The sequence below is a fragment of the Nonomuraea corallina genome, from assembly GCF_027620315.1.
Taxonomy (GTDB): domain Bacteria; phylum Actinomycetota; class Actinomycetes; order Streptosporangiales; family Streptosporangiaceae; genus Nonomuraea; species Nonomuraea corallina.
In genome coordinates, this window is the sequence record NZ_JAPNNL010000057.1 from 1 (window position 1) to 22,325 (window position 22,325).

Consider the following 22,325-nt stretch of genomic DNA (forward strand, 5'->3'; position numbering starts at 1 on the left):
GGGCTCGCGGCGGACTGACTACACGCACGCCAGACAACCTCGCAACGTGAGCAAGCGGAGCGGGTCGTCAAAGGGCAGCGCAAAGGGGCAGTGTAGCCGAACGGCACACGCCTGTCCACTTCGCTCTCGCTGCATGCTTCACGTTGGTCGCAGCATCGCTCGTTCGAACGGATACGTCAAGCCCGCAAGCCCGACTTTTAGCCGTCTAGGGGCTCAGACGCTGGGTTTTCTCCCCTGTGTGACTGATCGCCTACCGCCAGGCCCAAGACGATACCCGCGAACGAGGGCGGTTAACGCTCCGTCACACCGGGGGTCGAACTCAGGCCGACAACCGGTGTAGCTGTGACGGAAGTACCCGTGACAAAGGACTCGCTAAACCCGATTTTTGGTAACAATTGAAGGACGCAACGCGCCCGAGCGGCTCACGCGGTCCCGATCAGGGTCGACAGGTCCGAGACGAGCCACCTGCCGCCCTTCTCGATCATGACGAACCTGGCCCGGGTCCGGCTCACCTGCTGACGCGGCCCGGCGCCGCCCTCGGCCTCCGTGATCGTACCCGTGTTCACGAACAGCAGAACCTCCACTCTCCCGGGCTCGGCCCGCTCCACCGCCGCGGCCACCACGGTGGCCGTCTGCACCATCTTGCGCTCCTTGGCCCGGGCCGACAGCGAGCCCGACAGCTCCGCGTACTCGCGGGTAAGCGCGCCCGTGGTGTGCTGCCCCGCGCGCGCCAGGTCCCGCTCGACCGTGCGGTAGTCGTAGGAGAGCAACTCCGGCGCGACCGCCTTGGCGGCCGCCAGGGCCTCGATCCCCGCCGCCTCGCCGCCGCGCAGCGCCCGCCAGTCCAGCCAGAGCACGCCCGCGGCGACGCCCAGGGCGAGCACCAGGACGCCGAGCACCACCCGCACGGCCCTCACGTGACCTGCTCCGCCTTCGCCACCAGCCAGACGCCCCCGGTCTTGGCCAGGTCCATCCGCCACCGGTAGAAGCGCTCCTGGGGGGCGTCGTCGGAGCCGTCCCAGCGGATCACCACGTCCGCCACCACGAGCGCCCTGGCCGTGTTCCCGGAGATCGACTCCAGCCCCGCGGCCCGCACCACGCCCTCCTGGATGACCTTGTTCTTGCGCGTGGTCCGCACCAGCTCGCCGGCCGCGGCCTCGTACGCGGTCCTCGCGGCGCCGGTGGAGCTGGTCAGGATGCGGTGGACGTCGGCGTCGACGGTCTCGTAGTGGAGCGAGAGCAGGTTCATCGCGTGCGTGCTCGCGGCGCGCAGAGCGTCCTGCCGGTCGTCGGCCCGGGCCTGCGCCTCACGCCCCTGGGCGCCGAGCCAGACCGCCGCCCCCGCGAGCAGCGCCGCCAGGACGGCGAGCACGGGGACCGTCACGCGCCACACCCGCGCCATCCCCTCACCCCTCCCGACCGGTCGCCGGATCATAACCCGAGGCTTCTCCGCTGGACCCGCCATTCGCCCCCACACCGTACGAACCGGACCCAAAAGGTATGGGCGGCCGTCGCACCAGCCCGGTGGCGCCGGATACGTCCGGGCATGCGAAAGGGGCGGCACACCCGGCACCAGGGTGTGTCCGCCCCTTTCGGAAAGCGCGTCGGTCTTACTTGACCGTGACGGTGGCGCCGGCGCCCTCCAGGGCGGCCTTGGCCTTCTCCGCCTGCTCCTTGTTGACCTTGCCGTCGAAGACCGGCTTCGGAGCGCCGTCCACCAGGTCCTTGGCCTCCTTCAGGCCGAGGGACGTGAGGGCGCGGATCTCCTTGATGACCTGGATCTTCTTGTCGCCGGCGGCCTCGAGGATGACGTCGAACTCGTCCTGCTCCTCAACAGCGGCGGCCTCGCCACCACCGGCGGCCGGAGCCGCGGCGGCGACCGCGACCGGAGCGGCGGCCTTGACGTCGAAGGTCTCCTCGAACTGCTTCACGAACTCGGAAAGCTCGAGGAGGGTCATCTCCTTGAACGCGTCGAGCAGCTCGTCGGTGCTGAGCTTCGCCATGATGTTTCCTCCGTATGGAACTTGCGAAATTTAGGAACGGGACCGCGGGTGTTGCGGCAATCCCCGAGCTACTCGCCCGCCTCTTCGCGCTTGGCGCGAAGGGCGTCGGCCAGCTGAGCCATGTTGGTGGGCAGCGCGGCGAGCATCGCGGCAGCGGCGCTCTGCTTCGCCTTCATCGCGCCAGCAAGCTTCGCGAGGAGGACCTCGCGGGACTCGAGGTCGGCGAGCTTGGTGATCTCGGTGGCGTCCAGCGTCTTGCCGTCGAGGACGCCGCCCTTGATCACCAGAAGGGGATTGGCCTTGGCGAAGTCACGCAGACCCTTGGCCGCCTCGACAACGTCGCCGTTGACGAAGGCGATCGCGGTCGGCCCGGTGAGCAGGTCGTCGAGACCCGCGAAACCGGCCTCGTTGGCCGCGATCTTGGTCAGGGTGTTCTTCGCCACGGCGAACTTCGCATTCTCACCGAGAGAGGTGCGCAGCTCCTTGAGCTGGGCGACGGTGAGACCGCGGTACTCGGTCAGAACGGCGGCGGCGCTGCCTTCGAACTCGCTCTTGAGCTCGGCAACCGCTGTCGCCTTATCCGCCCTCGCCATGGGCCTCCTTCCAGTGGTGCCACCGGTGAAGGCCCAGACATGAGAACAGCCCCGGGCGCAGGGCGCACACGGGGCTCGCACATATGGAAGGTGACCATATGGGAAACTCGCATCACACCTGCGCGGGTCGTCCACCTGACGTGGAGCCTTCGGTCGCCAGGCTTTGAGGCACCTGGCGACGACCGGCGGTCTTCGGCAACGACCAGACTACGCGCTGGCCGCCGAGTTTCCAAATCGTTCTCAGTTGACGGTGCCCTCCGGCAGCTCGCCCACCTGGTCGGCGGCCGGTGCCTTGATGTTGACAGGCTCGTTGTAGCCCTTGAACATCAGCGTGGCGTCGAGCTTGCCGCCCTCCTGGGCGCCGCTCATGGAGAGCTTGCGGGGCAGACCGTCGGCGGCGACCCAGATGTCGAACGTGATGTCCTTCAGTTCGGCGAGGTTCTGCCGCGCGTGCTCCTGCTTGTCGGCCGGGAGCTGCCGCACGGCCGCCTCGACGGGGAAGGTGCCGCTGTAGTGGGTGGTGTCCGTGCCGCCCACGCTCTCGTTGCCGACCGAGCGGACGTCCTGAGACGCCGTGATCATGGTCGTCACACTGGCCAGGTCGAACTGCTGCGCCTGGGCGAGCACCTGGTTGACCTGGTCACGGTCACCCGCCTCGGTCAGCGGCACCTTGATCCACGGCTTGGTGGCGCCGAGCATCTTGTTGAGCGCCTCCACCTTGACGTACACCGAGTCGCCGTGGAGGACCACCCGCGCGCCGCCGGGCAGCTCGCGCTCGCCCACGTCGGCCGCGTCGACCGTGAGGTCGAGGGCGAGCTGGGGCCGGCTCTGGTAGAGCATGCGGCCCTGGACCTTGCCGCTGCCGTCCTGCGGGTGCGAGACGTCCACGACGGCGTCGACCGTGTAGGAGCTGACCTCGGTCGTCTTCTGCGCCGTCTGGGCCAGAACCTCGGAGGCGGCCACGTTCTTCACGTCGATGGGCTGCGCGTTCGTTCCACAGCCGGCGACCGCGGTGGCGGCCAGGGCGGCCGCGGTCGCGGCGATGGCGAGAGAAAACCTGCGCTTGAGCATATTCGGACCCTACGTGTCGGGGAACTCGTCGTAGCGCTTTCCCCGACGTTCTCATGGAAAACCCAGGGATGTCCCTGAGACGGCTCAACGCGCAGCAGACGGAACGGACCGGGCGGCTCCGGACAGGGAACAGCCCCGGCGCGGTGTGCGCCGGGGCTGTTCCGTGAGGACGCGTCAGGCCGTGTCGAGCTCGGCGACGATGCCCCGGGTGACGTTGGGGTCGACCGGGACGCCGGGGCCCATGGTCGTGGAGAACGTCACCTTCTTGACGTAACGGCCCTTGGCCGCCGACGGCTTGAGCCGCAGCACCTCCTCCAGCGCGGCCGCGTAGTTCTCCAGGAGCTGGCGCTCGGCGAACGACGTCTTGCCGATGATGAAGTGCAGGTTGGCCTGCCGGTCGGTGCGGAACTCGATCTTGCCGCCCTTGATCTCCGTCACGGCCTTGGCGACGTCGGGCGTCACGGTGCCGGTCTTCGGGTTGGGCATGAGACCGCGCGGGCCGAGGACCCGGCCCAGGCGGCCGACCTTGCCCATCAGGTCGGGCGTGGCCACCACGGCGTCGAACTCGTTGAGCCGGTTGCCCTTGGAGATCTCGTCGATCAGCTCGTCGGCGCCGACGATGTCGGCGCCCGCCTCGCGGGCCGCCTCGGCACGGTCACCGGTCGCGAAGACCAGGACCCGGGCGGTCTTACCGGTGCCGTGCGGGAGGTTGACCGTGCCGCGCACGATCTGGTCGGCCTTGCGAGGGTCGACGCCCAGCCGCAGCGCCACCTCCACGGTGGCGTCGAACTTGGTGGTGGACGTCTCCTTGGCGAGCCTGGCCGCGTCGGCCGGGCTGTAAAGCTTGTCGCGGTCGACCTTGGCGGCCGCGTCCTTGTGCGCCTTGCTGCGCTGCATGTCTGTCTCCTAGTGGTGTGCGGGCCGGCGGGCGGCCCTCCCACGGGTGGGAAAGGGGTCAGTCGGCGACGGTGATGCCCATCGACCGGGCGGTGCCGGCGATGATCTTCTCGGCCTGCTCGATGCTGTTGGCGTTGAGGTCGGGCATCTTCGTCTCGGCGATGCTGCGCAGCTGCTCGCGGCTGAGCTTGCCCACCTTGTCCTTGTGCGGGGTCGCGCTGCCCTTGTCGAGGCCGAGCGCCTTCTTGATCAGCTCAGGCGCCGGGGGCGTCTTCGTGACGAAGGTGAAGCTGCGGTCCTCGAAAATGGTGATCTCAACGGGGATGATGTTGCCCCGCTGGGCCTCCGTCGCGGCGTTGTACTGCTTGACGAAGTCCATGATGTTGACGCCGTGGGGACCGAGGGCGGTACCGACCGGCGGGGCGGGCGTGGCCTGGCCAGCGGGAAGCTGGACCTTGACCAGAGCCGCGATCTTCTTCTTCGGAGGCATGTGTCCTTCTCCGGGTCCTGATGGGGTGATGCGTTCCGGAACGCGGGTGCGCCCGGACATGTCGGAAGGCCGCCCTTCGCGACAGGCGGCCGGCCGAACGTTTTATTGTAGGCGATCGCCTCAGATCTTCGAGACCTGGTTGAACGACAGCTCGACCGGGGTCTCACGACCGAAGATCGAGACCAGCACCTTGAGCTTCTGCGACTCGGGGCTGATCTCGCTGACCGAGGCGGGCAGAGTGGCGAACGGGCCGTCCATGACGGTGACCGACTCGCCGATCTCGAACTCGACGGCCGGGCCGGAGGGCGTCTTGGCGGCGGCCTTCTTGCTCTCCTCGGTCGGCTCCGGGGCGAGCAGCTTGGCGACCTCGTCGAGGCTGAGCGGGCTGGGCTTGTTGGACAGGCCGACGAAGCCGGTCACGCCGGGGGTGTTGCGCACCGCGGCCCAGGACTCGTCGGTCAGCTCCATGCGCACCAGGACGTAGCCGGGCAGCACGCGCTCCTTGACCGGCACCTTCTTGCCGCTCTTGAACTCCTGGACGGTGTGCGTCGGCACCTCGACCTGGTAGATGTAATCCTCCATGTTGAGCGACACGTTGCGGCTCTCGATGTTGGACTTCACGCGGTTCTCGTAACCGGCGTAGGAGTGAATCACGTACCACTCGCCGGGAAGGCCGCGCAGCGAGCGCTTGAACTCCTCGACCGGGTCGACGTCGGGCTCGACGTCACCGTCGTCCTCGGCCACGGCCGCCTCTGCGGTCTCGTCGCCCTCGTCGCCGCCGGCGACGTCCTCGACGGTCTCCTCAGCGGCCTCGGAGAAGGCCTCTTCCAGCTCGGCGTCCCGCTCCTCGCGGGGCTCGCCGGCCGGCACTGAAGACTCGGACACGGTGACTCTTCCTCTTTCGTCGTATCGAACGGCGACTCCGCCGGGCGGGCGCCGTATGCGATCAGGATCAGCCGCCGAAGATCTGCAGGACGGCCCAGCCGAACGCGGCGTCGAGGCCGTAGATGATGCCGACCATGATCACCACGAACACCATGACCACCGTGGTGTAGGTGACCAGATCCTTGCGGGTCGGCCAGATGACCTTACGGAGCTCACCGACGACCTGACGGTAGAAGAGGGCCGGAGAAGTCCGCTTCTTCTTTTCACCACTGGGCTTGCCTGCGGTCTCGCCGCGCGTGTCGATCGCCACAGTCCTCACCTGAATCCGTCGTATCCAACGCAGCTTTGCGGCGCCTACACGCCATTATTGCGCGGACCGCACTCGCAGGGCACGAGGGACTCGAACCCCCAACCGCCGGTTTTGGAGACCGGTGCGCTACCAATTGCGCCAGTGCCCTATGTCGTCAACCACATTACCCTGATCGACTCACTGCCTGGACCGAACGCCGCGTCGACATGCGGCTCAGGACCTGGCGAAAGTGTACGGAAGATTGCCCGCCACGTCGAACCCGAACCTGATCGCCCAGGTCACACGCACGTGGGACGATGGAAGCATGTCCACCCGACGCCGTGTCTCCACACGTGTTTCCGCGATTTCCGAGTCCGCGACCCTCGCCGTGGACGCCAAGGCCAAGGCGATGAAGGCGGCCGGCCGTCCGGTCATCGGCTTCGGCGCGGGCGAGCCCGACTTCCCGACGCCCGACTACATCGTCGAGGCCGCCGTGGCGGCGGCGCGCGAGCCCCGCTTCCACAAGTACACCCCGGCCGCCGGCCTGCCCGAGCTGAGGCAGGCGATCGCCGACAAGACGCGGCGCGACTCCGGCTACGAGGTCGACGCCTCGCGGGTGCTGGTGACCAACGGCGGCAAGCAGGCCGTCTACGAGGCGTTCGCCACGCTGCTCGACCCGGGTGACGAGGTCCTGGTCGTGGCCCCCTACTGGACGACCTACCCCGAGGCGGTCAAGCTGGCCGGTGGCGTGCAGGTCGACGTCGTCACCGACGAGACCACGGGCTATCTGGCGGGCGTCGAGCAGCTGGAGGCGGCCCGCACCGACCGCACGAAGGCGCTGCTGTTCGTCTCGCCGTCCAACCCGACGGGCGCCGTCCACTCGCCCGAGCAGACGGCCGAGATCGGCCGCTGGGCGGCCGGGCACGGCCTGTGGGTGATCACCGACGAGATCTACGAGCACCTGACGTACGGCGGGGCCGAGTTCACCAGCATCGCCACGGCCGTCCCCGAGCTGGGCGACCGGGTCGTGATCCTCAACGGCGTGGCCAAGACGTACGCGATGACGGGCTGGCGGGTCGGCTGGCTGATCGGCCCGTCCGACGTGGTCAAGGCGGCGGCCAACCTGCAGTCGCACGCCACGTCCAACGTCGCCAACGTCTCCCAGATGGCCGCGCTGGCGGCGGTCTCCGGCGACCTGTCGGCGGTGGCGCGGATGCGCGAGGCGTTCGACCGGCGGCGGCAGACGATGGTGCGGATGCTCAACGACATCCCGGGCGTGCTGTGCCCCGAGCCCAAGGGCGCCTTCTACGCCTACCCGTCGGTCAAGGACCTCATCGGCAAGGAGCTGCGCGGCCGCCGTCCCGGGTCGTCGGCGGAGCTGGCCGAGCTGATCCTGGAGGAGGCGGAGGTGGCCGTGGTCCCGGGCGAGGCGTTCGGCACCCCGGGTTACTTCCGGCTTTCGTACGCCCTGGGCGACGACGACCTGGTGGAGGGCGTCAGCCGCCTCGGCAAGCTGCTGGCCGAGGCCCGCTGACCGGTCAGCCGCCGGGGAGGCGCAGGGCGATCAGGGCGACGTCGTCGGCCTCGGACAGCGGCATGCCGCCCAGCAGGTGGTCGCAGAACTCGTCCAGGGACACGCGGGCCTGTGCGGCGGCGTTGCCGCACAGGCGGGCCTGGCCGTCGCCGAAGTCCTCGCCCCGCCGCTCGACCAGGCCGTCGGTGTAGAGCAGCAGGGTGCTGCGCGGGGGCAGCGGTTCGCGCGCGGAGACGTACGGGCCCGGATACGGCAGGCCCAGCAGCGGGCTGGCGGCCGAGTCGAGGAACCGGCAGCGGGCGTCCTTGGTGACCAGCAGCGGCGGCGGATGGCCCGCCACCGCGTAGTGGAGCTCGTGACCGTCGCCGTGGCGCTCGACCCTGGCCAGGACGCACGTGGCGGTGTCGTCGCCGTAGAGCGTCCTGGTCGCCTTGTTGAGCCGGTCCAGGATCTCCCCAGGCGGCTCCCGCCGGTCGACGGCCAGGCCGCGGAGCATGTTGCGCAGCCGGCCCATCGCGACGGCCGCGCGCAGGTCGTGACCGGCCACGTCGCCGATGACCAGCACGACGGCGCCGTCGGGGAGCACGAAGGCGTCGTACCAGTCGCCGCCCACCTCGTCCGCCGATGGGCTGGGCCGGTAGCGGACCGCGAGCTCCAGGCCGGGGACGTGCGGCGGCTCGGCGAGCAGGCTGTGCTGGACGGCGACGGCGAACCGGCGGGCCCGTTGCAGGACCATCACGTTGCGCAGCACGTCCTGGGCCTGTTCGAAGGTCTCCAGCAGCAGGTCGACGTCGCTTCGCCCGATGGGCGGGCGTTCGCCGCAGGTGGCGGCGGTGACCACGGCGGTGACCGTGCCGTCGATCGTCACCGGCAGGATCGCCAGGCCGTTGGCGTCGCAGGTCCGCAGCCAGGCCAGGGTGCCGGGAGGGCCGATGTCCTCCGGCGGCGAGCCCTGCGGGAACGTCCGCAGCACGGGCTGGGCGCGCCTGATGGCCTCGACGAAGGCGCCCTGTGACGGCAGGCGTTCGGCGTCGATCGGCGGCATGCACGGCAGGGCGGGGCCGGTTGCCGAGGCGACGCGCTGGATGACCAGCGACGGCTCGCCGACCGGCCCTTGGACGAGATCGCTGACCAGATGGACGCCGCATCCGTCGGCCAGGTCGGGCACGATCAGCTCGGCCAGCGCGGTCATCGTCTCTTCGAGGCTTTCCCGGCTGCCCATGGCCTGGGCGGCGCGGGTGAGCAGCTCCCGGCGGCGCTGGCGCTGCCACCAGTCCTCGATGTCGGTGCAGGTGCCCACCCACTCCACGACCCGGGCGTCCTCCATGACGGGCACGCCCCTGGACACGAAGTGGCGGTAGCCGTCGTCGACCGTGCGCAGGCGGTAGACGTGCTCCCACACGGCGGGAACCTCCCGGCGGGCGCGCGCCCACGACTCCTCGAGCTCCTGGCGGTCGTCCGGGTGGATGGGCGCCAGCCACCCGTCGCCGCGGGACTCCTCCCAGGTCTGGCCGGTCAGTCCCTCCCATTCGGGGATGGGCTCGACGAGGTCGCCGTCGACGGAGTTGACCCAGATCAGCTGCCCGCTCACCCGGACCAGGCTCGCGTAGCGGCGCAGGGCGCGGCTGCGGTCCCCGGCCAGGGCCTGGATCCGCCGTGCCGTGGTGACCTCCTCGGTGACGTCCAGGCATATCACCACCACGCCGTGCTCGACGTGGGGAAAGGTGGCCCGCGACAGGCTGAAGGTGAAGAACCGCTGCTGCCCGTCCGGCGTCGTCAGCGGCCCGGCCGGCGACTCGACCACGACGACCGGCTCACCGGTCTCCCGCACCTGGTCGAACAGGTGGAAGCTCTCGCGGTTGACGGCGTCGCCGAACGCCTCTCTGATGGGGACGCCGAGCGGCACGTCGCCGAACAGTGATCGGTACGCGCGGTTCGCATAGATCAGCCGGTGGTCGGGGCCGAGCGTGACGGCGACGCCAACCGGCGCGGGGTCCAGCACCTCAAGGGCCGGCGCGCCCGCAGCGTAGTCCTCGTCGCGGCCCATGACTCTCCCCCGATGTGCACACGCAGCGTCATCTGGTGACTACCCGGTGACAGCGTCGGCGATGCGGTCGATCTCGGTCGACAGGCCGGGGGTGGCGGCGATGCAGACGGCGATGCCGGGGCGCTCCAGCCACATGAAGTGGTGCACCCCGCCGCCGGTATCCCAGCTGAGCGCGGGCTTGCCGTGGTGCATCCCGAGCGTGGCCCGCGGTACGAGGGTGGCGAACTCCTCGGCGGTCCTGACCCCGCAGACGACGCCGACGTGCAGCCGCTCGGCGCCGCGGCTCCAGATCTCGCCCCTGACCTTGAGCTTCCGGGTGAGGGACTTGACCTGCCGGAACGTACCGGACCTGGTCGTGCCGGGGGGCATGGCGGCGATCTCCACGAAGGCGGCGCCGCACGACAGCACAGGCCCCGCCACGGCGGCGACCGGGCTGGGCCTGGCGATCTGCGGCGCGGGGGCGGACGGACCGCACGCGGCAAGGCTCAGTGTCAGGAACACCGAAGCCAGGCGCCGCATCACCACTCCATGACCGGAAGGCGGGAAAGGTCCCTAGTCTCCTACAGGAGCGGCGCCGTCGCGGCAAGTCGCAGCCCGGTCCAGTGGCAAAATGTGGCGATGGCAAGGTCCCTGCTCACACTTCCCAAGGCCCACCTGCATCTTCACTTCACCGGCTCCATGCGCCACTCGACGCTGATCGAGCTGGCCAGGGAGCAGGGCCTCCACCTGCCCGACGCGCTGGAGGAGGACTGGCCGCCGAGACTGCGGGCGACCGACGAGCGCGGCTGGTTCCGGTTCCAGCGGCTGTACGACATCGCCAGATCGGTGCTGCGCCGGCCGGAGCACGTCTACCGGCTGCTGCGCGAGACCGCCGAGGACGAGATGGCGGCCGGGTCGCGGTGGCTGGAGATCCAGGTGGACCCGTCGGGCTACCAGCAGTTGTTCGGAGGGCTGACGGCCACGCTGGAGCTGGTGCTGGACGCGGCCGAGCAGGCGTCGCGGGAGACGGGCGCCGGGATCGCGGTGGTGGTGGCGGCCAACCGGACGCGCCACCCGCTCGACGCCAACACCCTGGCCCGGCTGGCCGCCCAGTACGCCGGCAAGGGGGTGGTCGGGTTCGGGCTGTCCAACGACGAGCGGCGCGGGCAGGCCCGCGACTTCGACCGCGCGTTCCGCATCGCCAAGCGGGCCGGGCTGCTGGCGGTGCCGCACGGCGGGGAGCTGCTGGGGCCGCGGAGCGTGGCGCAGTGCGTGGACGACCTCGGCGCCGACCGGGTCGGCCACGGGGTCCGCGCGGCCGAGGACCGCCGGCTGATGGAACGGCTGGCCGAGCGGGAGATCTGCTGCGAGGTGTGCCCCACCTCCAACGTCGGCCTGGGGGTGGCCGAGAGCGCGGCGGACGTGCCGCTGCGCCGGCTGTTCGAGGCGGGGGTGCCGATCGCGCTCGGCTCCGACGACCCGCTGCTGTTCGGGGCGCGGCTGCTGCGCCAGTACGAGCTGGCCCGGGAGGTGTACGGGTTCGGCGACGCGCAGGTCGCCGAGCTGGCGCGCCAGTCGATCAGGGCGTCGGCCGCGCCGGAGTCGGTTCGCAAGGAGCTGCTGAAGGGCGTCGACGACTGGCTGGCCTCACCGGAGTGAGCCGGCCAGCTCGACCGCCCGCGCCATCGACGGGGCCCCCTCCAGGCGGTGGCCGACCTCGCCCGACTGCCAGATGAGCGTGGGTCCGGCCTGGCGCAGCGGCACCGCCTCGCCGTTCTCGCGGGTGATGTGGCCGAGCGGGTGCGAGCCCCGCAGCCAGAAGCCGCCGACGCCGTCGACCTCGGTCTCCTCCGGGAACGGCGCGCCGAGCCGCTTGAAGAAGAACGGCTCCATCCGGCCGTCGAACTGGTCCAGCCGGATGCCGTCCGGCCAGAACATCGACACCACCCGGCCGCCGTCGCTGACGGTGACGCGCTCGGGCTCGCCCAGCGCGGTCAGCGTCCTGACCGGGAACGCGACCTGCCCGGCGACCTCTCCCGCCGGGACCTCCCGCTCCCCCGGCAGCGGGGCCGGCGCGGGCACCGGGGCCGGCGTCTCGCCGCCCAGGCGCAGCTCGATCCCGGCGTACCGGAGGATCGCCGTCACCGCCTGCCTGCCCTGCGGGGTCGCCGCCGTGACCGCGACCAGCGCCACCAGCACCGCCGCGACCACCTGCCACCGAGCCACCTGCCACCGAGCCACCCGCCACCGCTCGCGCCGCCTTCTGGCGGGCCGAGGCTCCGCCAGCCTGGCCCGTACGGCCGCCGCCACCCGCTCGGGCGGCGGAGCCGGCACGTCGAGGGAGCCGGCCAGGGCGCGCAGTTCGGCCTCCAGGTCGTCGAAACGCTCATCCGAGCTCATGCCCCGCCTCCTCCCTCAGCCTGGCCAGGCCGCGGTACGTCCTGGACTTGACGGTGCCCACCGGCCAGCCGAGCACCTGGGCGGTCTCGGCCTCCGACAGCTGTAAGAAGTACCGGCAGAGCACGGCCCGACGTTCCCGCTCCGGCAGCGCGCGGACCGCCTCCAGCAGCCGCGCCCGCCGGTCGGTGGCCACGGCCGCGCCCTCCGGGTCGTCGGGGGCCTTCACCTCGGCCGTGGCGCTCAGCCGTACCGTGAGCTCCGCCCTGCGGCCGCGCGCCCGGGTCAGGTTGTGCGTCTCGTTGGCCACGATGCGCAGCAGCCACGGGCGGAACTCCGACTCGCGGCGGAACGACGCCAGATGCCGGAACGCCTTGACGAACGCCTCCTGCACCACGTCCTCGGCCTCGTCGCGCGCGCCGAACAGGACCGCGGTGCGGTGCGCGAGCGCGCTGTAGCGGGCGACCAGCACCTCGTAGGCGCTCAGGTCGCCCTCCAGCGAGCGGGCGATGGCCTCGGCGTCGTCCATGGGCGTGACCGATTCCATCGCATGAGCGGCCGGGGCGGAAGAGCGTTCGGGTGACCTCGGCCGCCGGGCGGGCACTAGACTCTGGCCATTCCCGCGACCCCGTAAGGATCGACGACTATGTCTTCTGGTTATGACCGCGTGGTGCAGCCGGCGGCCGGTGACGAGGCTCTGGAGAACCACCTCGGCGGCGACGAGGCGAAGAACTACCGGAAGTACGAGTTCGACATGGTCGCCCCGCACGTCGGCCGCTCCCTGCTGGAGATCGGCTCCGGGCTGGGCCATTTCGCCGAGCAGTTCCTGCCGCGGCTCGACCGGCTCGTGGTCAGCGACTTCGACCCCTACTGCGTCGAGCAGCTCAAGAAGCGCTTCGCCGGCCGCGACGACATCGACGTGCTGCAGTTCGGCCTGCCGACCGAGATCCCGCTCGAGGACAAGGTCGACACCGTCGTGATGATGAACGTCCTGGAGCACATCGAGGACGACGCCGAGGCGCTCCGCTCGCTGGCGCGCGTCACCCTGCCGGGCGGGCGGATCGTCATCTGGGTGCCGGGCTACATGCAGCTGTACGGCGACTTCGACCGCAAGGTCGGCCACGTGCGGCGCTACACGCCCAAGACCCTGGCCGCGACCGTGGGCCGGGCCGGGCTGGACGTCGAGGTGCTCAAGCCGATCAACTTCCTGGGCGGCATCGCCTGGTGGGCGGCGGTGCGCCGGGGCGGCGTGGGCTATCCGGACCCGCGCCTGGTCAAGATCTACGACCGCACGGTGGTGCCGATGACCCGGCTCATCGAGCGCTTCGTCCGGCCGCCGTTCGGCCAGACGGTCTTCTGCGTCGCCCGCGTCCCCGGCTGAGACCCGCGGCTCTCAATGACGCTCGGCCGGTTCCGTGGATCCGGCCGACCCGCATGCCACCGGGGAGACCGGAGGCCGGCCTCGTCAGGTTGCGCCGCCGCCCAACCGGTGCCGCACGAATTCCGGGCCGGCGTCGCCGACATCGATGCTGTTCTCGTCAAGAGCGTTGGCGATGTGGAAACGACCGGCCTCGAAGACGAACTCCACCGCGATGGAGCCCTCCGCCATGTCATGACGTGAGGATGGCCGCCACTCGAGCAGGGCGACTTCGCGCAGTTCCAGGCCGACGAACGGCTCCAGCCGCTCGTCGGCGCCCGACCACGCCGGGGTGAACTCGTCGTACTCCCAGCCGCGGATGGCTGTCGTCGTGTCGATGGAGTTCCAGCCGATCGACAGCTCGTCGAACTTCGTATGGCAGATCTCGACCTGGACACCGTCGAAGTCCAGGACCACGGGGCACTCGGCGTACCAGTCCCCGTCCTCGACGAAACGTACGAGCGCGAACCTGGTCAGACGCCGGCCGCCGAGCGCGGCCAGACCCGGCCCGTGTTCCTCGCGGACGGCTTCGAGTCCGGCGACAAAGGCCGGTTGGAAGCCGGAGATCCCCATCACGACAGGCGATTATCCAGGTTCCTCATGGAATCGCCACCACCTGTCCCGTTCACGCGAGGGCGGCGACCGGGGAGCGCGCCGTCACTTGATGGAGCCGGCCGTGAGGCCGCCGACGACCTTCCGTTCGATCAGGGCGAACAGGATGATCACCGGGATGGTGGCGATCACCGAGCCGGCGAACAGGTTCTGCCAGTCGACCTGATACTGGCCGATGAAGGAGTTGAGCGCCACGGTCAGCGGCTGGTTCTCCGGGGTGGTGGTCAACGTCAGGGCGACGACGAACTCGTTCCAGGCCGCGATGAACGTGAAGATGAGCGCGGTGATCACCCCCGGCATGGCCAGCGGGAGCGTGATGCGGAACAGCGCGCCGAAGCGGCCGTTGCCGTCGATGAACGCGGCCTCCTCCAGCTCGCGCGGGATCGAGGAGAAGTACGCGTTGAGGATCCACACCGCGAACGCCAGGTTGAAGCCGCCGTTGACCAGGATCAGCGACCAGATCGAGTCCACCAGCCCGAACTGGGAGAACTCCCGGTAGATGCCCACCAGCATCGACGTCGGCTGGAACATCTGGGTGATCAGCACCAGGATCAGGAAGAACGTCCGGCCCCGGAAGTCGTGGCGGGCGGAGTAGTAGGCGGCCGGCAGGGCCACCAGCAGCACCAGGATGGTGGAGCCCGCGGCCACCTGGAGGGTGACGACGAGGTTGCCGGCCAGGCCGCTGCTCCAGAAGTTGACCAGGTTGGACCACTCCCACTGGGCGGGCAGGAGGGTGGCGTCGCGGAGGTTCTCCTGGGGACGCAGCGAGGTCAGCAGCATCACCAGGTACGGGAACAGGAAGATGAACGCGACCACGTACGCGACGGCCGCGGTCACCGTGGTCTTCAGCTTGGGCATCGCGCGGTGCCTGACCGGCGCGTGGCGGGCGCGGGAGGGGCGCGCGGGCGCCTTCGGGGCCGTTCCCACTGCCATCACGCCACCGCCCTGTTCCAGCGCGAGATCTTGAGGAAGACCGCGGTGATCACGAGCACCATTCCGAAGTTGACCACCGACATGGCGGCGGACTCGCCGATGTCGGAGCTCTTGAGGATGAACATGAAGATGGTCGAGGTCGCCGTCGAGTAGCCAGGCTGGCCGTGCGTCATCGCCCAGATGATCGGGAAGCTGTTGAAGACGTTCATCATGTTGATCAGCACGGCGACGGTCAGCGCGGGCCGCAGCAGCGGCAGCGTGATCGACCAGTAGGTGCGCGCCTTGGAGGCGCCGTCCATCTTGGCCGCCTCGTACACGTCGGCGGGGATGGTGGCGAGGCCGGCGAGCAGCGCGTACGTGGTGAAGGGGATGGACACGAACACCGCCACGAACACCAGCCACGGCATGGCGGTGGAGGCGTCGCCGAGCTGGTCGGCGGAGGCGCCGCCGAGCGCGTCGATGAGCCCGAGCTTCAACCTGATCTGGTTGATGACGCCGACCTCGGGGTCGAGCATCCACCGGAAGACGATGGCGGTCATCAGCACGGACGCGGCCCAGGGCGCGATCAGCGCCCACCGGGCGATCTTGCGGCCGGGGAAGCGCCGGTTGAACAGCTGGGCGAGGGCGAGCGAGATCACCACGGTGAGGACGACGACGGCCACCACCCAGATCACGCTGCGGACCATGATGTCGGCGAAGTCCTTCTCGGCGAACAGCTTCTCGTAGTTGTCGAAGCCGTTCCAGCCGCGGACCACGCCCACCCGGCTGATCTTCAGGAACGAGGACCGGATCATCTCGACGACCGGCCAGAGCACCACGACCACGATCAGCACCACCGCGGGGCCGATCCAGGCCAGCGGCTCCAGGGCGCGCAACCTTCTCATAAAGCTCCTCCGTGGAGGTACGGCCGGCGCCCCGGGTCGAGGCGCCGGCCGTACGGGCCCCCGTCGCTCAGCCGGCCTCTGCGGTCTTCTGCAGTTCGCCGAGGACCGCGGCGGGGTCGTCCTTTACGGCGCCGCCGATGGTCTGCTTGATCGCCGGGTTCAGCTCGGCCCACTTCGGGTCCTGGAACGGGTAGAAGCTGGCGTTGGGCAGCGCGTCCAGGAACGGCTTGAGCTTCTCGTCGCCCGACAGCTTCTCGATGCCGCCGTTGGTGACGGGCAGCAGCTTGTAGGTGTCGCTGATCTTCTGCGCGGCGGAGCCGGTGTAGAAGAAGTCGAGGAACTCCTTGATCTCCTCGGCGCGGCCGTTCTGGTTGAACGCCATGATCCAGTCCATGACGCCGAGGGTGGTGTCGAGCGGGCCGGTCTTGCCGGGGATGGGCGCGACGCCGTAGTTCTTCAGGCCGGCCGCGTCGAAGATCGGGATGGACATGGGGCCGCCGTTGACCATGCCGACCTTGCCTGCGCCGAAGTCCTCCCAGACCGTCTTGCGGTCCTTGGTGCCGGGGTTGGGGGTGGTCAGTCCGGCGTCGACCAGGCCCTTCATGTAGGTGAAGGTCTCGACGTTCTGCGGGGAATCGATCGCCCACTTGCCGGAGGCGTCCTTGTAGCCTCCGCCGTTGCCGAGCATCCACAGGAACGACTCGCCCTGCGCCTCCTCCTGGCCGAGGGGGAGGCCGAACGGCTGGCTGACGCCGGCCGCCTTGAGCTTCTCGGCCGCGGCCTTGAGCTCGTTCCACGTCTTGGGCGGCTCGGCGACGCCGGCCTTGTCGAACAGGTCCTTGTTGTAGAACAGGGCGCGGGCGGAGGACACGAACGGGATGCCGTAGGCCGTGCCGTCGACCTTGCCGTACTCGGCGAACTTCTGCAGCAGGTCGCCGGACACGTTCGGGGACAGGACCTCGTCGACCTTGTGGAGCAGGCCGTCGGCGACGAACCCGGAGTAGTCGCCGGTCTGCAGGATGTCGGGCACCTGACCGTTCTGGATCATGGTGGCGACCTGCTTGTCGATGTCGTTCCAGTTGATGACCTGGACGTCGACCTTGATGTTCGGGTTGGCCGCCTGGAACTCGTCGACCACGCCCTTCCAGAAGTTCTCGCCGGAGTTGGGCTTGCCGGGGCCGTCGCCGTAGTCGGCGGCGACCATCTTGAGCGTGACCTGGCCGCCGCCGGCCTGGTCACCGCCGCCGCCACCGCCGTCGGGCGTGCTGGAGCCACAGCTGGTCAGGACCAGCACGGTAGCCAGGCCGAGAGCGGCGCCGCCCACAAGTCTCATTCTCACCGTAAGTACCGCCTTCTCATCGGACAGGTCATGCTGGTCCGTACCAGCCGCCAGACACTGCCCTGGTGTATGCCGCCGCGACTGCCGCGACGTCACGCGTTTGCGCAAGCGTAAGCGTGGTTTTGCGAGCCGGTCTATACCGGAGAGTTGCGGAACGACAACAACTTCTACCGTCTGGTCTAGACCAGGGCTAGCGGATCTTCCGGCGCACGTTCTCCTCGCCCTCCGGCGCGCCGATCCACGGCCCCTCGATCGACGGGTCGAGGATGCCCTCCTCCAGGAAGGCGTAGCGGCCGTCGAGCACGTAGCGGGCCAGCCGCACGTCGTGGTCGTCGCTGTTGTCCCAGAGCCGGTCGAACAGCGCGTCCACCCGACCCCTGGCCTGCCTGCAGAACGTGTCGGCGAGCTCCTGCGGGCGGCGTCCGAGGTCACCGGCGTCCTCGGCGGCCTTGACGCAGGCCGCGGTCATGGCGAACAGCTCGGCGCCGATGTCGACGATCCGGCCGAGGAACGCCTGCCTGTGCTCCAGCCTCCCCTGCCAGCGGGACATGCCGTAGAAGATGGACCGGGCCAGCTTGCGGCTGGTCCGCTCCACGAAGCGCAGATGGGTCGACAGCGGGCCGAACCCGGCGTAGGAGGTCGGCACCTGACCAGCGCCGGTGACCAGCGACGGCAGCCAGCGGGCGTAGAAGCGGGCGGCCCGCCTGAGCGCCTGGGCGCGCGCCTGCCGGGAGGACTCCGGGTCGATCAGCTCGCCCGCGGCGCTCAGGTGGGCGTCGACGGCCTCGCGGGTGATGAGCAGCCTCATGATCTCGGAGGAGCCCTCGAAGATGCGGTTGATCCGGGTGTCGCGCAGCATCTGCTCGGCCGGCACGCCGCGCTCGCCGCGCGCCGCCAGCGACTCGGCGGTCTCGTAGCCGCGCCCGCCCCTGATCTGGACCAGCTCGTCGAGCACCTGGTAGGACAGCTCGGTCGCGTACAGCTTGGCCAGCGCCGCCTCGATGCGGATGTCGCTGCCCTTCCCGTCGGCCAGCCTGGCGGTCAGGTCGGAAACGGCCTCCAGGGCGTACGCGGTCGCGGCGATGAAGGCGACCTTGGTGGCGACGGCCTCGTGCTCGCCCACCTTGCGCCCCCACTGGACGCGGGCGTTGCCCCACTCGCGGGCGATCTTCACCGCCCACTTGGCGTGCCCGGCGCAGGACGCGGGCAGCGACAGCCGGCCGGTGTTGAGCGTGGTCAGGGCGATCTTCAGCCCTTCGCCCTCACGGCCGATCAGGTTCGCCGCGGGCACCCTGACCTGAGAGAACTCCGTCACCCCGTTCTCGATGCCGCGCAACCCCATGAACGCGTTGCGCCGCCTGACCGTGATGCCCGGCGAGTCGCCCTCGACCACGAACGCGCTGATCTTCTTCCCGGTACGGGCCATCACCACGAGCAGATCGGCGACCACCCCGTTCGTGGTCCACAACTTGACCCCGTCGAGCACGTACTCGTCGCCGTCGCGCACCGCCGTGGTCGACAGCCGGGCCGGGTCGGAGCCCACGTCGGGCTCCGTGAGCAGGAACGCGGAGATCTCGCCGCGCGCGCACCGGGGCAGGAAGGCGCGCTTCTGCTCCTCGGTGCCGAACAGCTTCAGCGGCTGCGGCACGCCGATCGACTGGTGCGCCGACAGCAGCGTCGCCAGCGCCGGGCAGTACGAGCCGACCAGCATGAGCGCGCGGCAGTAGTACAGGTAGGGCAGCCCGAGCCCGCCGTACTCCGCGCCGATCGTGATCCCGAAGGCGCCCAGCCCGGCCAGGCCCTTGACCACCTCGTCCGGGATGCGCCCGTCACGCTCGATCGCGGCCGGATCGACGTGCGCGTCGAGGAAGCGCCGGACCGCCCGGACGAACTCCTCCCCGCGCTTGGCGGCCTCGTCGGGCGGCGCGGGGGCCGGATGCACCAGATCCAGCCGGAGATCTCCGAGAAACAGCTGCTTGGCGAAGCTCGGGCGGGTCCACTCTCGCTCGCGGGCCTGCTCGCCGAGCTCCCTTGCCTTGGCGTACTCGCTCATAGCATCCTCCCGCCGAGATTACGCCTTATCCGTACGGCGAGAAAGCGACCCTCGTCAGCCGGGGAACCGGAGGAACTCCGGCGGCACCCGCTCGGCCAGCCACACCCCGTTGGCGCTGACCCGGAACACGTGGCCGGCCTCGTGCATCGCCCCCGCGTCCACCGCCAGCACCACGGGCCGGCCGCGACGGGCGCCCACGCGGGCGGCGGTCTCGCGGTCGGGCGACAGGTGCACGTGGTGGCGGTCCATCGGCAGCAGTCCCCGCTCCCTGATCCCGTCCAGGTTCCGCGCGACCGTGCCGTGATAGAGGTACGCGGGCGGCACGGTCACCGGAAGGCCGAGGTCGACGGTGACGGAGTGGCCCTGGTTGGCGCGGATCCGGTCGCCGTCCAGGGCGTAGCGCTGCTTGTCGTTGTCGCGCACCACCCGCTCCAGCTCGTCGCGGCCGATGGGGAAGCCGTGCGCGGCGGCTGCCCGCAGGAAGGTCTCGACGTCCACCCAGCCCTGCTCGTCGAGGGTGATGCCGATGCGCTCGGGCTGGTGGCGCAGATGTTGGGCGACGTACTTGGACACGCGTACGAGTCGCCGCTCGTCCATGGGCACCTCCGGATAAATCGGTTGTGCCGCACCTTAGGGGACACCTACCGTCAAGGGCATGCGCCTTTACCAGTAATGCGCCGGGGCCTTGCAGCCCGGCCGCGAAGCCGACACCCGTCCCCTGCCATTACGTGAAGGAGCCTCTTATGCGTGCCCATATTTCCGGCAAATCCGGCAAATCAGTCAAGCGCCCGCCCGTGCCGATGCCGCGGATGCCGCAGCGCCCCATCGCGCCGCCCCGCCGCATCCCGCCCAAGGGCCGCTGATCCCCCAGCCACTACCAGGATGGTGGTAGAAGCGAACGGCGCCCCGCCCCCACGAGTGGGGGCGGGGCGCCGTTCGCGTCAGAGCCGGGGGCGGGGTCGCCCGCCAAGGTCCCCGCCGCCGGCCCCGACGAGCCTCAGAGGCGCTCGATGATGGTGACGTTGGCCTGACCGCCGCCCTCGCACATGGTCTGCAGGCCGTACCTGCCGCCCGTGCGCTCCAGCTCGTTCAGCAGCTTCGTCATGAGGATGGTGCCGGTCGCGCCCAGCGGGTGGCCCAGGGCGATGGCGCCGCCGTTGGGGTTGACCCGGGCCGGGTCGGCGCCGAGCTCCTTGATCCAGGCGAGCGGCACCGGCGCGAACGCCTCGTTGATCTCCACCACGTCGATGTCGTCGATCGACAGCCCGGCCTTGCTCAGCGCCTTCTGGGTCGCCGGGATCGGCGCGGTCAGCATGTAGACCGGGTCGTCGCCGACGATCGTGAGCTGGGTGATGCGCGCCCGCGGGGTCAGGTTGTGGTCCCTGACGGCCTGCTCCGAGGCGATGAGCAGGGCGCCGGAGCCGTCGGAGATCTGGGAGGAGGTGGCGGCGGTGATCTGGCCGCCCTCCTTCAGCGTCTTCAGCGACGCCATCTTCTCCAGCGTGGTGTCGGCCCGCGGGCCCTCGTCGTCCTCGACGCCGTTGATCGGCGCGATCTGCTCCTTGAAGTAGCCGTTGGCGATGGCCTTGGCCGCCCGCTGGTGGGACTCCAGGGCGAAGCGCTCCAGCTCCTCGCGCTTGAGTCCCCACTTCTCGCACATCAGCTCCGCGCCGCGGAACTGGGAGATCTCCTGCTTGCCGTACCGCTCGACCCAGGTCTCGCCGAACGGGAACGGCATGCCCTTCTCCAGGGCGGCGGAGATCGACGAGCCCATCGGCACGATGCTCATCGACTCGACGCCGGCCGCCACCACCAGGTCCTGCGTGCCCGAGAGGACGCCCTGCGCGGCGAAGTGGATCGACTGCTGCGAGGAGCCGCACTGGCGGTCGATGGTCACGCCGGGGGTCGTCTCCGGCAGCCCGGCCGACAGCCAGGCGTTGCGGGCGATGTCCATGCTCTGGGGGCCGAACTGCATGACGCAGCCCATGATCACATCTTCCACCGCCGCGGGATCGACCCCGGTGCGGTCGATCAGCGCTTTGAGCGTGTGCGCCGCCAGGTCCGTGGGGTGGACGGTGGAAAGGCCGCCCTTCTTCTTTCCGACCGGGGTCCGGACGGCCCCGACGATGTACGCCTCTGCCACTGTGCCTCCTGTAAACCGAGCAATATTCGGTTCTCTCCCCGAGAGTACAGCAGAACTATGATCGGTTGCCTATCACGAAGGCGGCAGAAGGTCCTCCGGCCGGTCGACGCGGAACCGCCATCTGTCCACGACCAGCCCGTTCAGCGCCTCCGCCAGCGACAGCGCCAGCGTGCCCAGTTTGGCCCGGTCGTCACCGCGCAGCTCGACGGCGGTCAGCTCGGCCGCGAACGGCAGCAACTCCTCGGCGGCGGGCGGGCGACCCTTCTCCGGCACGACCAGGACGCGGACGCCGCCGGCGACGAAGACGAACTCCTCCTCCTGCTCGACCTCGCCCTCCAGCAGCTCCATCAGCTCCTCCGCGGCGGGCGGCGCCGGCAGGATGACCGCGGGGCCGCCCGGCCGGCTCTCGTCGGCCGGGTCGTCCACCACGCCCCGGCACACGGCCAGCCCGCCCAGCCGGAACGCCAGCCCCTCCGCCAGGTGACGGTCGAAGAAGTCGACGGGCAGCGGGCCCTCCGCCGCCACCCGGCAGGCCCACACCTGCTCCAGCTCGCCGCCGACCAGATCGGGATCCGCCTCGACGGGCGCGTGCACCCGCACGTCCACGGCGACGATGTCGTCGCCGTCCTCCCGCGCCCCCGGATCGGCCAGGCGTACCAGCCGCAGCAACTCCGCGTGGTCCGGCCTGGCGGGCAGCGCCGCCGTGGGGCCAGTACGCAGTCTCCGCTTCGCCATCCAGCCCATTGCGCGCCTCCGCGG

The 22,325-nt window shown here is 70.2% G+C and carries 24 protein-coding genes and 1 tRNA gene; 3 read left to right on the plus strand and 22 right to left on the minus strand.

Features of this window, described 5'->3' with window-relative positions; genetic code table 11:
- Nucleotides 1-422 precede the first annotated feature (422 nt).
- The 10 genes from OUY22_RS16410 to OUY22_RS16455 all read right to left on the minus strand — a co-directional run bounded on the left by OUY22_RS16410 (nt 423) and on the right by OUY22_RS16455 (nt 6,397).
- Nucleotides 423-917, minus strand: a complete 495-nt coding sequence (locus tag OUY22_RS16410; protein WP_270155843.1) for a hypothetical protein — start codon at nt 915-917, stop codon at nt 423-425.
- On the minus strand, nt 914-1,384 hold the full coding sequence (locus tag OUY22_RS16415; RefSeq protein WP_270155844.1) for a hypothetical protein: 471 nt from the start codon (nt 1,382-1,384) through the stop codon (nt 914-916). The genes OUY22_RS16410 and OUY22_RS16415 overlap by 4 nt, the downstream gene beginning before the upstream one ends.
- 226 nt (nt 1,385-1,610) lie before the next feature.
- Nucleotides 1,611-2,003 carry a 50S ribosomal protein L7/L12 gene (rplL, locus tag OUY22_RS16420; RefSeq protein ID WP_270155845.1) on the minus strand — a complete coding sequence of 131 codons (393 nt, stop codon included), beginning with the start codon at nt 2,001-2,003 and terminating at the stop codon, nt 1,611-1,613.
- Between the two features lie 68 nt (nt 2,004-2,071).
- On the minus strand, nt 2,072-2,596 hold the full coding sequence (gene rplJ, locus OUY22_RS16425; protein WP_270155846.1) for a 50S ribosomal protein L10: 525 nt from the start codon (nt 2,594-2,596) through the stop codon (nt 2,072-2,074).
- A 240-nt stretch (nt 2,597-2,836) separates the two neighbouring features.
- Nucleotides 2,837-3,667 carry an LppX_LprAFG lipoprotein gene (locus tag OUY22_RS16430; protein ID WP_270155847.1) on the minus strand — a complete coding sequence of 277 codons (831 nt, stop codon included), beginning with the start codon at nt 3,665-3,667 and terminating at the stop codon, nt 2,837-2,839.
- A gap of 174 nt (nt 3,668-3,841) precedes the next feature.
- Nucleotides 3,842-4,564, minus strand: coding sequence for a 50S ribosomal protein L1 (gene rplA, locus OUY22_RS16435; RefSeq protein WP_270155848.1), 723 nt, complete (start codon nt 4,562-4,564; stop codon nt 3,842-3,844).
- 58 nt (nt 4,565-4,622) lie between these two features.
- Nucleotides 4,623-5,054 (minus strand): 50S ribosomal protein L11, encoded by a 432-nt coding sequence (gene rplK / locus OUY22_RS16440; protein WP_270155849.1) that lies wholly within the window; start codon nt 5,052-5,054, stop codon nt 4,623-4,625.
- 120 nt (nt 5,055-5,174) lie between these two features.
- On the minus strand, nt 5,175-5,939 hold the full coding sequence (nusG, locus tag OUY22_RS16445; protein WP_270155850.1) for a transcription termination/antitermination protein NusG: 765 nt from the start codon (nt 5,937-5,939) through the stop codon (nt 5,175-5,177).
- Between the two features lie 67 nt (nt 5,940-6,006).
- Nucleotides 6,007-6,249, minus strand: a complete 243-nt coding sequence (gene secE / locus OUY22_RS16450; protein WP_270155851.1) for a preprotein translocase subunit SecE — start codon at nt 6,247-6,249, stop codon at nt 6,007-6,009.
- Nucleotides 6,250-6,324: 75 nt separating this feature from the next.
- Nucleotides 6,325-6,397, minus strand: a tRNA-Trp gene (locus tag OUY22_RS16455).
- Nucleotides 6,398-6,553: 156 nt separating this feature from the next.
- On the opposite strand from OUY22_RS16455, the gene OUY22_RS16460 reads away from it, so the two are divergent.
- Nucleotides 6,554-7,762 (plus strand): pyridoxal phosphate-dependent aminotransferase, encoded by a 1,209-nt coding sequence (locus OUY22_RS16460; RefSeq protein WP_270155852.1) that lies wholly within the window; start codon nt 6,554-6,556, stop codon nt 7,760-7,762.
- A gap of 4 nt (nt 7,763-7,766) precedes the next feature.
- Here OUY22_RS16460 and OUY22_RS16465 read toward each other — a convergent pair whose 3' ends face one another.
- Complete coding sequence (locus OUY22_RS16465) at nt 7,767-9,809, minus strand: SpoIIE family protein phosphatase (RefSeq protein WP_270155853.1); 2,043 nt, start codon at nt 9,807-9,809, stop codon at nt 7,767-7,769.
- A gap of 39 nt (nt 9,810-9,848) precedes the next feature.
- Entirely contained in the window at nt 9,849-10,328 is a 480-nt protein-coding gene (locus tag OUY22_RS16470) for a hypothetical protein (RefSeq protein ID WP_270155854.1), read from the minus strand.
- Between the two features lie 99 nt (nt 10,329-10,427).
- On the opposite strand from OUY22_RS16470, the gene OUY22_RS16475 reads away from it, so the two are divergent.
- On the plus strand, nt 10,428-11,447 hold the full coding sequence (locus OUY22_RS16475; RefSeq protein ID WP_270155855.1) for an adenosine deaminase: 1,020 nt from the start codon (nt 10,428-10,430) through the stop codon (nt 11,445-11,447).
- On the opposite strand, the gene OUY22_RS16480 is transcribed toward OUY22_RS16475, so the two are convergent.
- Together OUY22_RS16480 and OUY22_RS16485 are read right to left on the minus strand one after the other, a co-directional pair.
- Nucleotides 11,436-12,188 carry a hypothetical protein gene (locus OUY22_RS16480; protein ID WP_270155856.1) on the minus strand — a complete coding sequence of 251 codons (753 nt, stop codon included), beginning with the start codon at nt 12,186-12,188 and terminating at the stop codon, nt 11,436-11,438. The two genes, OUY22_RS16475 and OUY22_RS16480, sit on opposite strands and share 12 nt — an antisense overlap.
- Nucleotides 12,175-12,732, minus strand: a complete 558-nt coding sequence (locus OUY22_RS16485) for an RNA polymerase sigma factor (protein WP_270155857.1) — start codon at nt 12,730-12,732, stop codon at nt 12,175-12,177. The genes OUY22_RS16480 and OUY22_RS16485 overlap by 14 nt, the downstream gene beginning before the upstream one ends.
- A 99-nt stretch (nt 12,733-12,831) precedes the next feature.
- Between OUY22_RS16485 and OUY22_RS16490 the strand changes: the two genes are divergently transcribed.
- Nucleotides 12,832-13,566 carry a class I SAM-dependent methyltransferase gene (locus tag OUY22_RS16490; protein WP_270155858.1) on the plus strand — a complete coding sequence of 245 codons (735 nt, stop codon included), beginning with the start codon at nt 12,832-12,834 and terminating at the stop codon, nt 13,564-13,566.
- An 84-nt stretch (nt 13,567-13,650) separates the two neighbouring features.
- Here the strand turns inward: OUY22_RS16490 and OUY22_RS16495 are convergent, their stop codons facing one another.
- From OUY22_RS16495 to OUY22_RS16530, 8 genes are all read right to left on the minus strand, one after another.
- Nucleotides 13,651-14,178, minus strand: a complete 528-nt coding sequence (locus OUY22_RS16495; protein ID WP_270155859.1) for a hypothetical protein — start codon at nt 14,176-14,178, stop codon at nt 13,651-13,653.
- Between the two features lie 81 nt (nt 14,179-14,259).
- Nucleotides 14,260-15,147 (minus strand): carbohydrate ABC transporter permease, encoded by an 888-nt coding sequence (locus OUY22_RS16500; protein ID WP_270155860.1) that lies wholly within the window; start codon nt 15,145-15,147, stop codon nt 14,260-14,262.
- The gene (locus tag OUY22_RS16505; protein ID WP_270155861.1) at nt 15,147-16,031 is read right to left on the minus strand and encodes a carbohydrate ABC transporter permease; all 885 of its coding nucleotides are present in this window, start codon (nt 16,029-16,031) and stop codon (nt 15,147-15,149) included. Before OUY22_RS16505 ends, OUY22_RS16500 begins: the two co-directional genes overlap by 1 nt.
- A gap of 67 nt (nt 16,032-16,098) precedes the next feature.
- The gene (locus tag OUY22_RS16510) at nt 16,099-17,364 is read right to left on the minus strand and encodes an extracellular solute-binding protein (protein ID WP_270155862.1); all 1,266 of its coding nucleotides are present in this window, start codon (nt 17,362-17,364) and stop codon (nt 16,099-16,101) included.
- Between the two features lie 196 nt (nt 17,365-17,560).
- Complete coding sequence (locus OUY22_RS16515; protein ID WP_270155863.1) at nt 17,561-19,423, minus strand: acyl-CoA dehydrogenase family protein; 1,863 nt, start codon at nt 19,421-19,423, stop codon at nt 17,561-17,563.
- Between the two features lie 54 nt (nt 19,424-19,477).
- Complete coding sequence (locus OUY22_RS16520; RefSeq protein WP_270155864.1) at nt 19,478-20,020, minus strand: RNA 2'-phosphotransferase; 543 nt, start codon at nt 20,018-20,020, stop codon at nt 19,478-19,480.
- A gap of 400 nt (nt 20,021-20,420) precedes the next feature.
- Nucleotides 20,421-21,566 carry an acetyl-CoA C-acetyltransferase gene (locus tag OUY22_RS16525; RefSeq protein ID WP_270155865.1) on the minus strand — a complete coding sequence of 382 codons (1,146 nt, stop codon included), beginning with the start codon at nt 21,564-21,566 and terminating at the stop codon, nt 20,421-20,423.
- A gap of 72 nt (nt 21,567-21,638) precedes the next feature.
- The gene (locus OUY22_RS16530) at nt 21,639-22,301 is read right to left on the minus strand and encodes a hypothetical protein (protein WP_270155866.1); all 663 of its coding nucleotides are present in this window, start codon (nt 22,299-22,301) and stop codon (nt 21,639-21,641) included.
- Between the last annotated feature and the right edge of the window lie 24 nt (nt 22,302-22,325).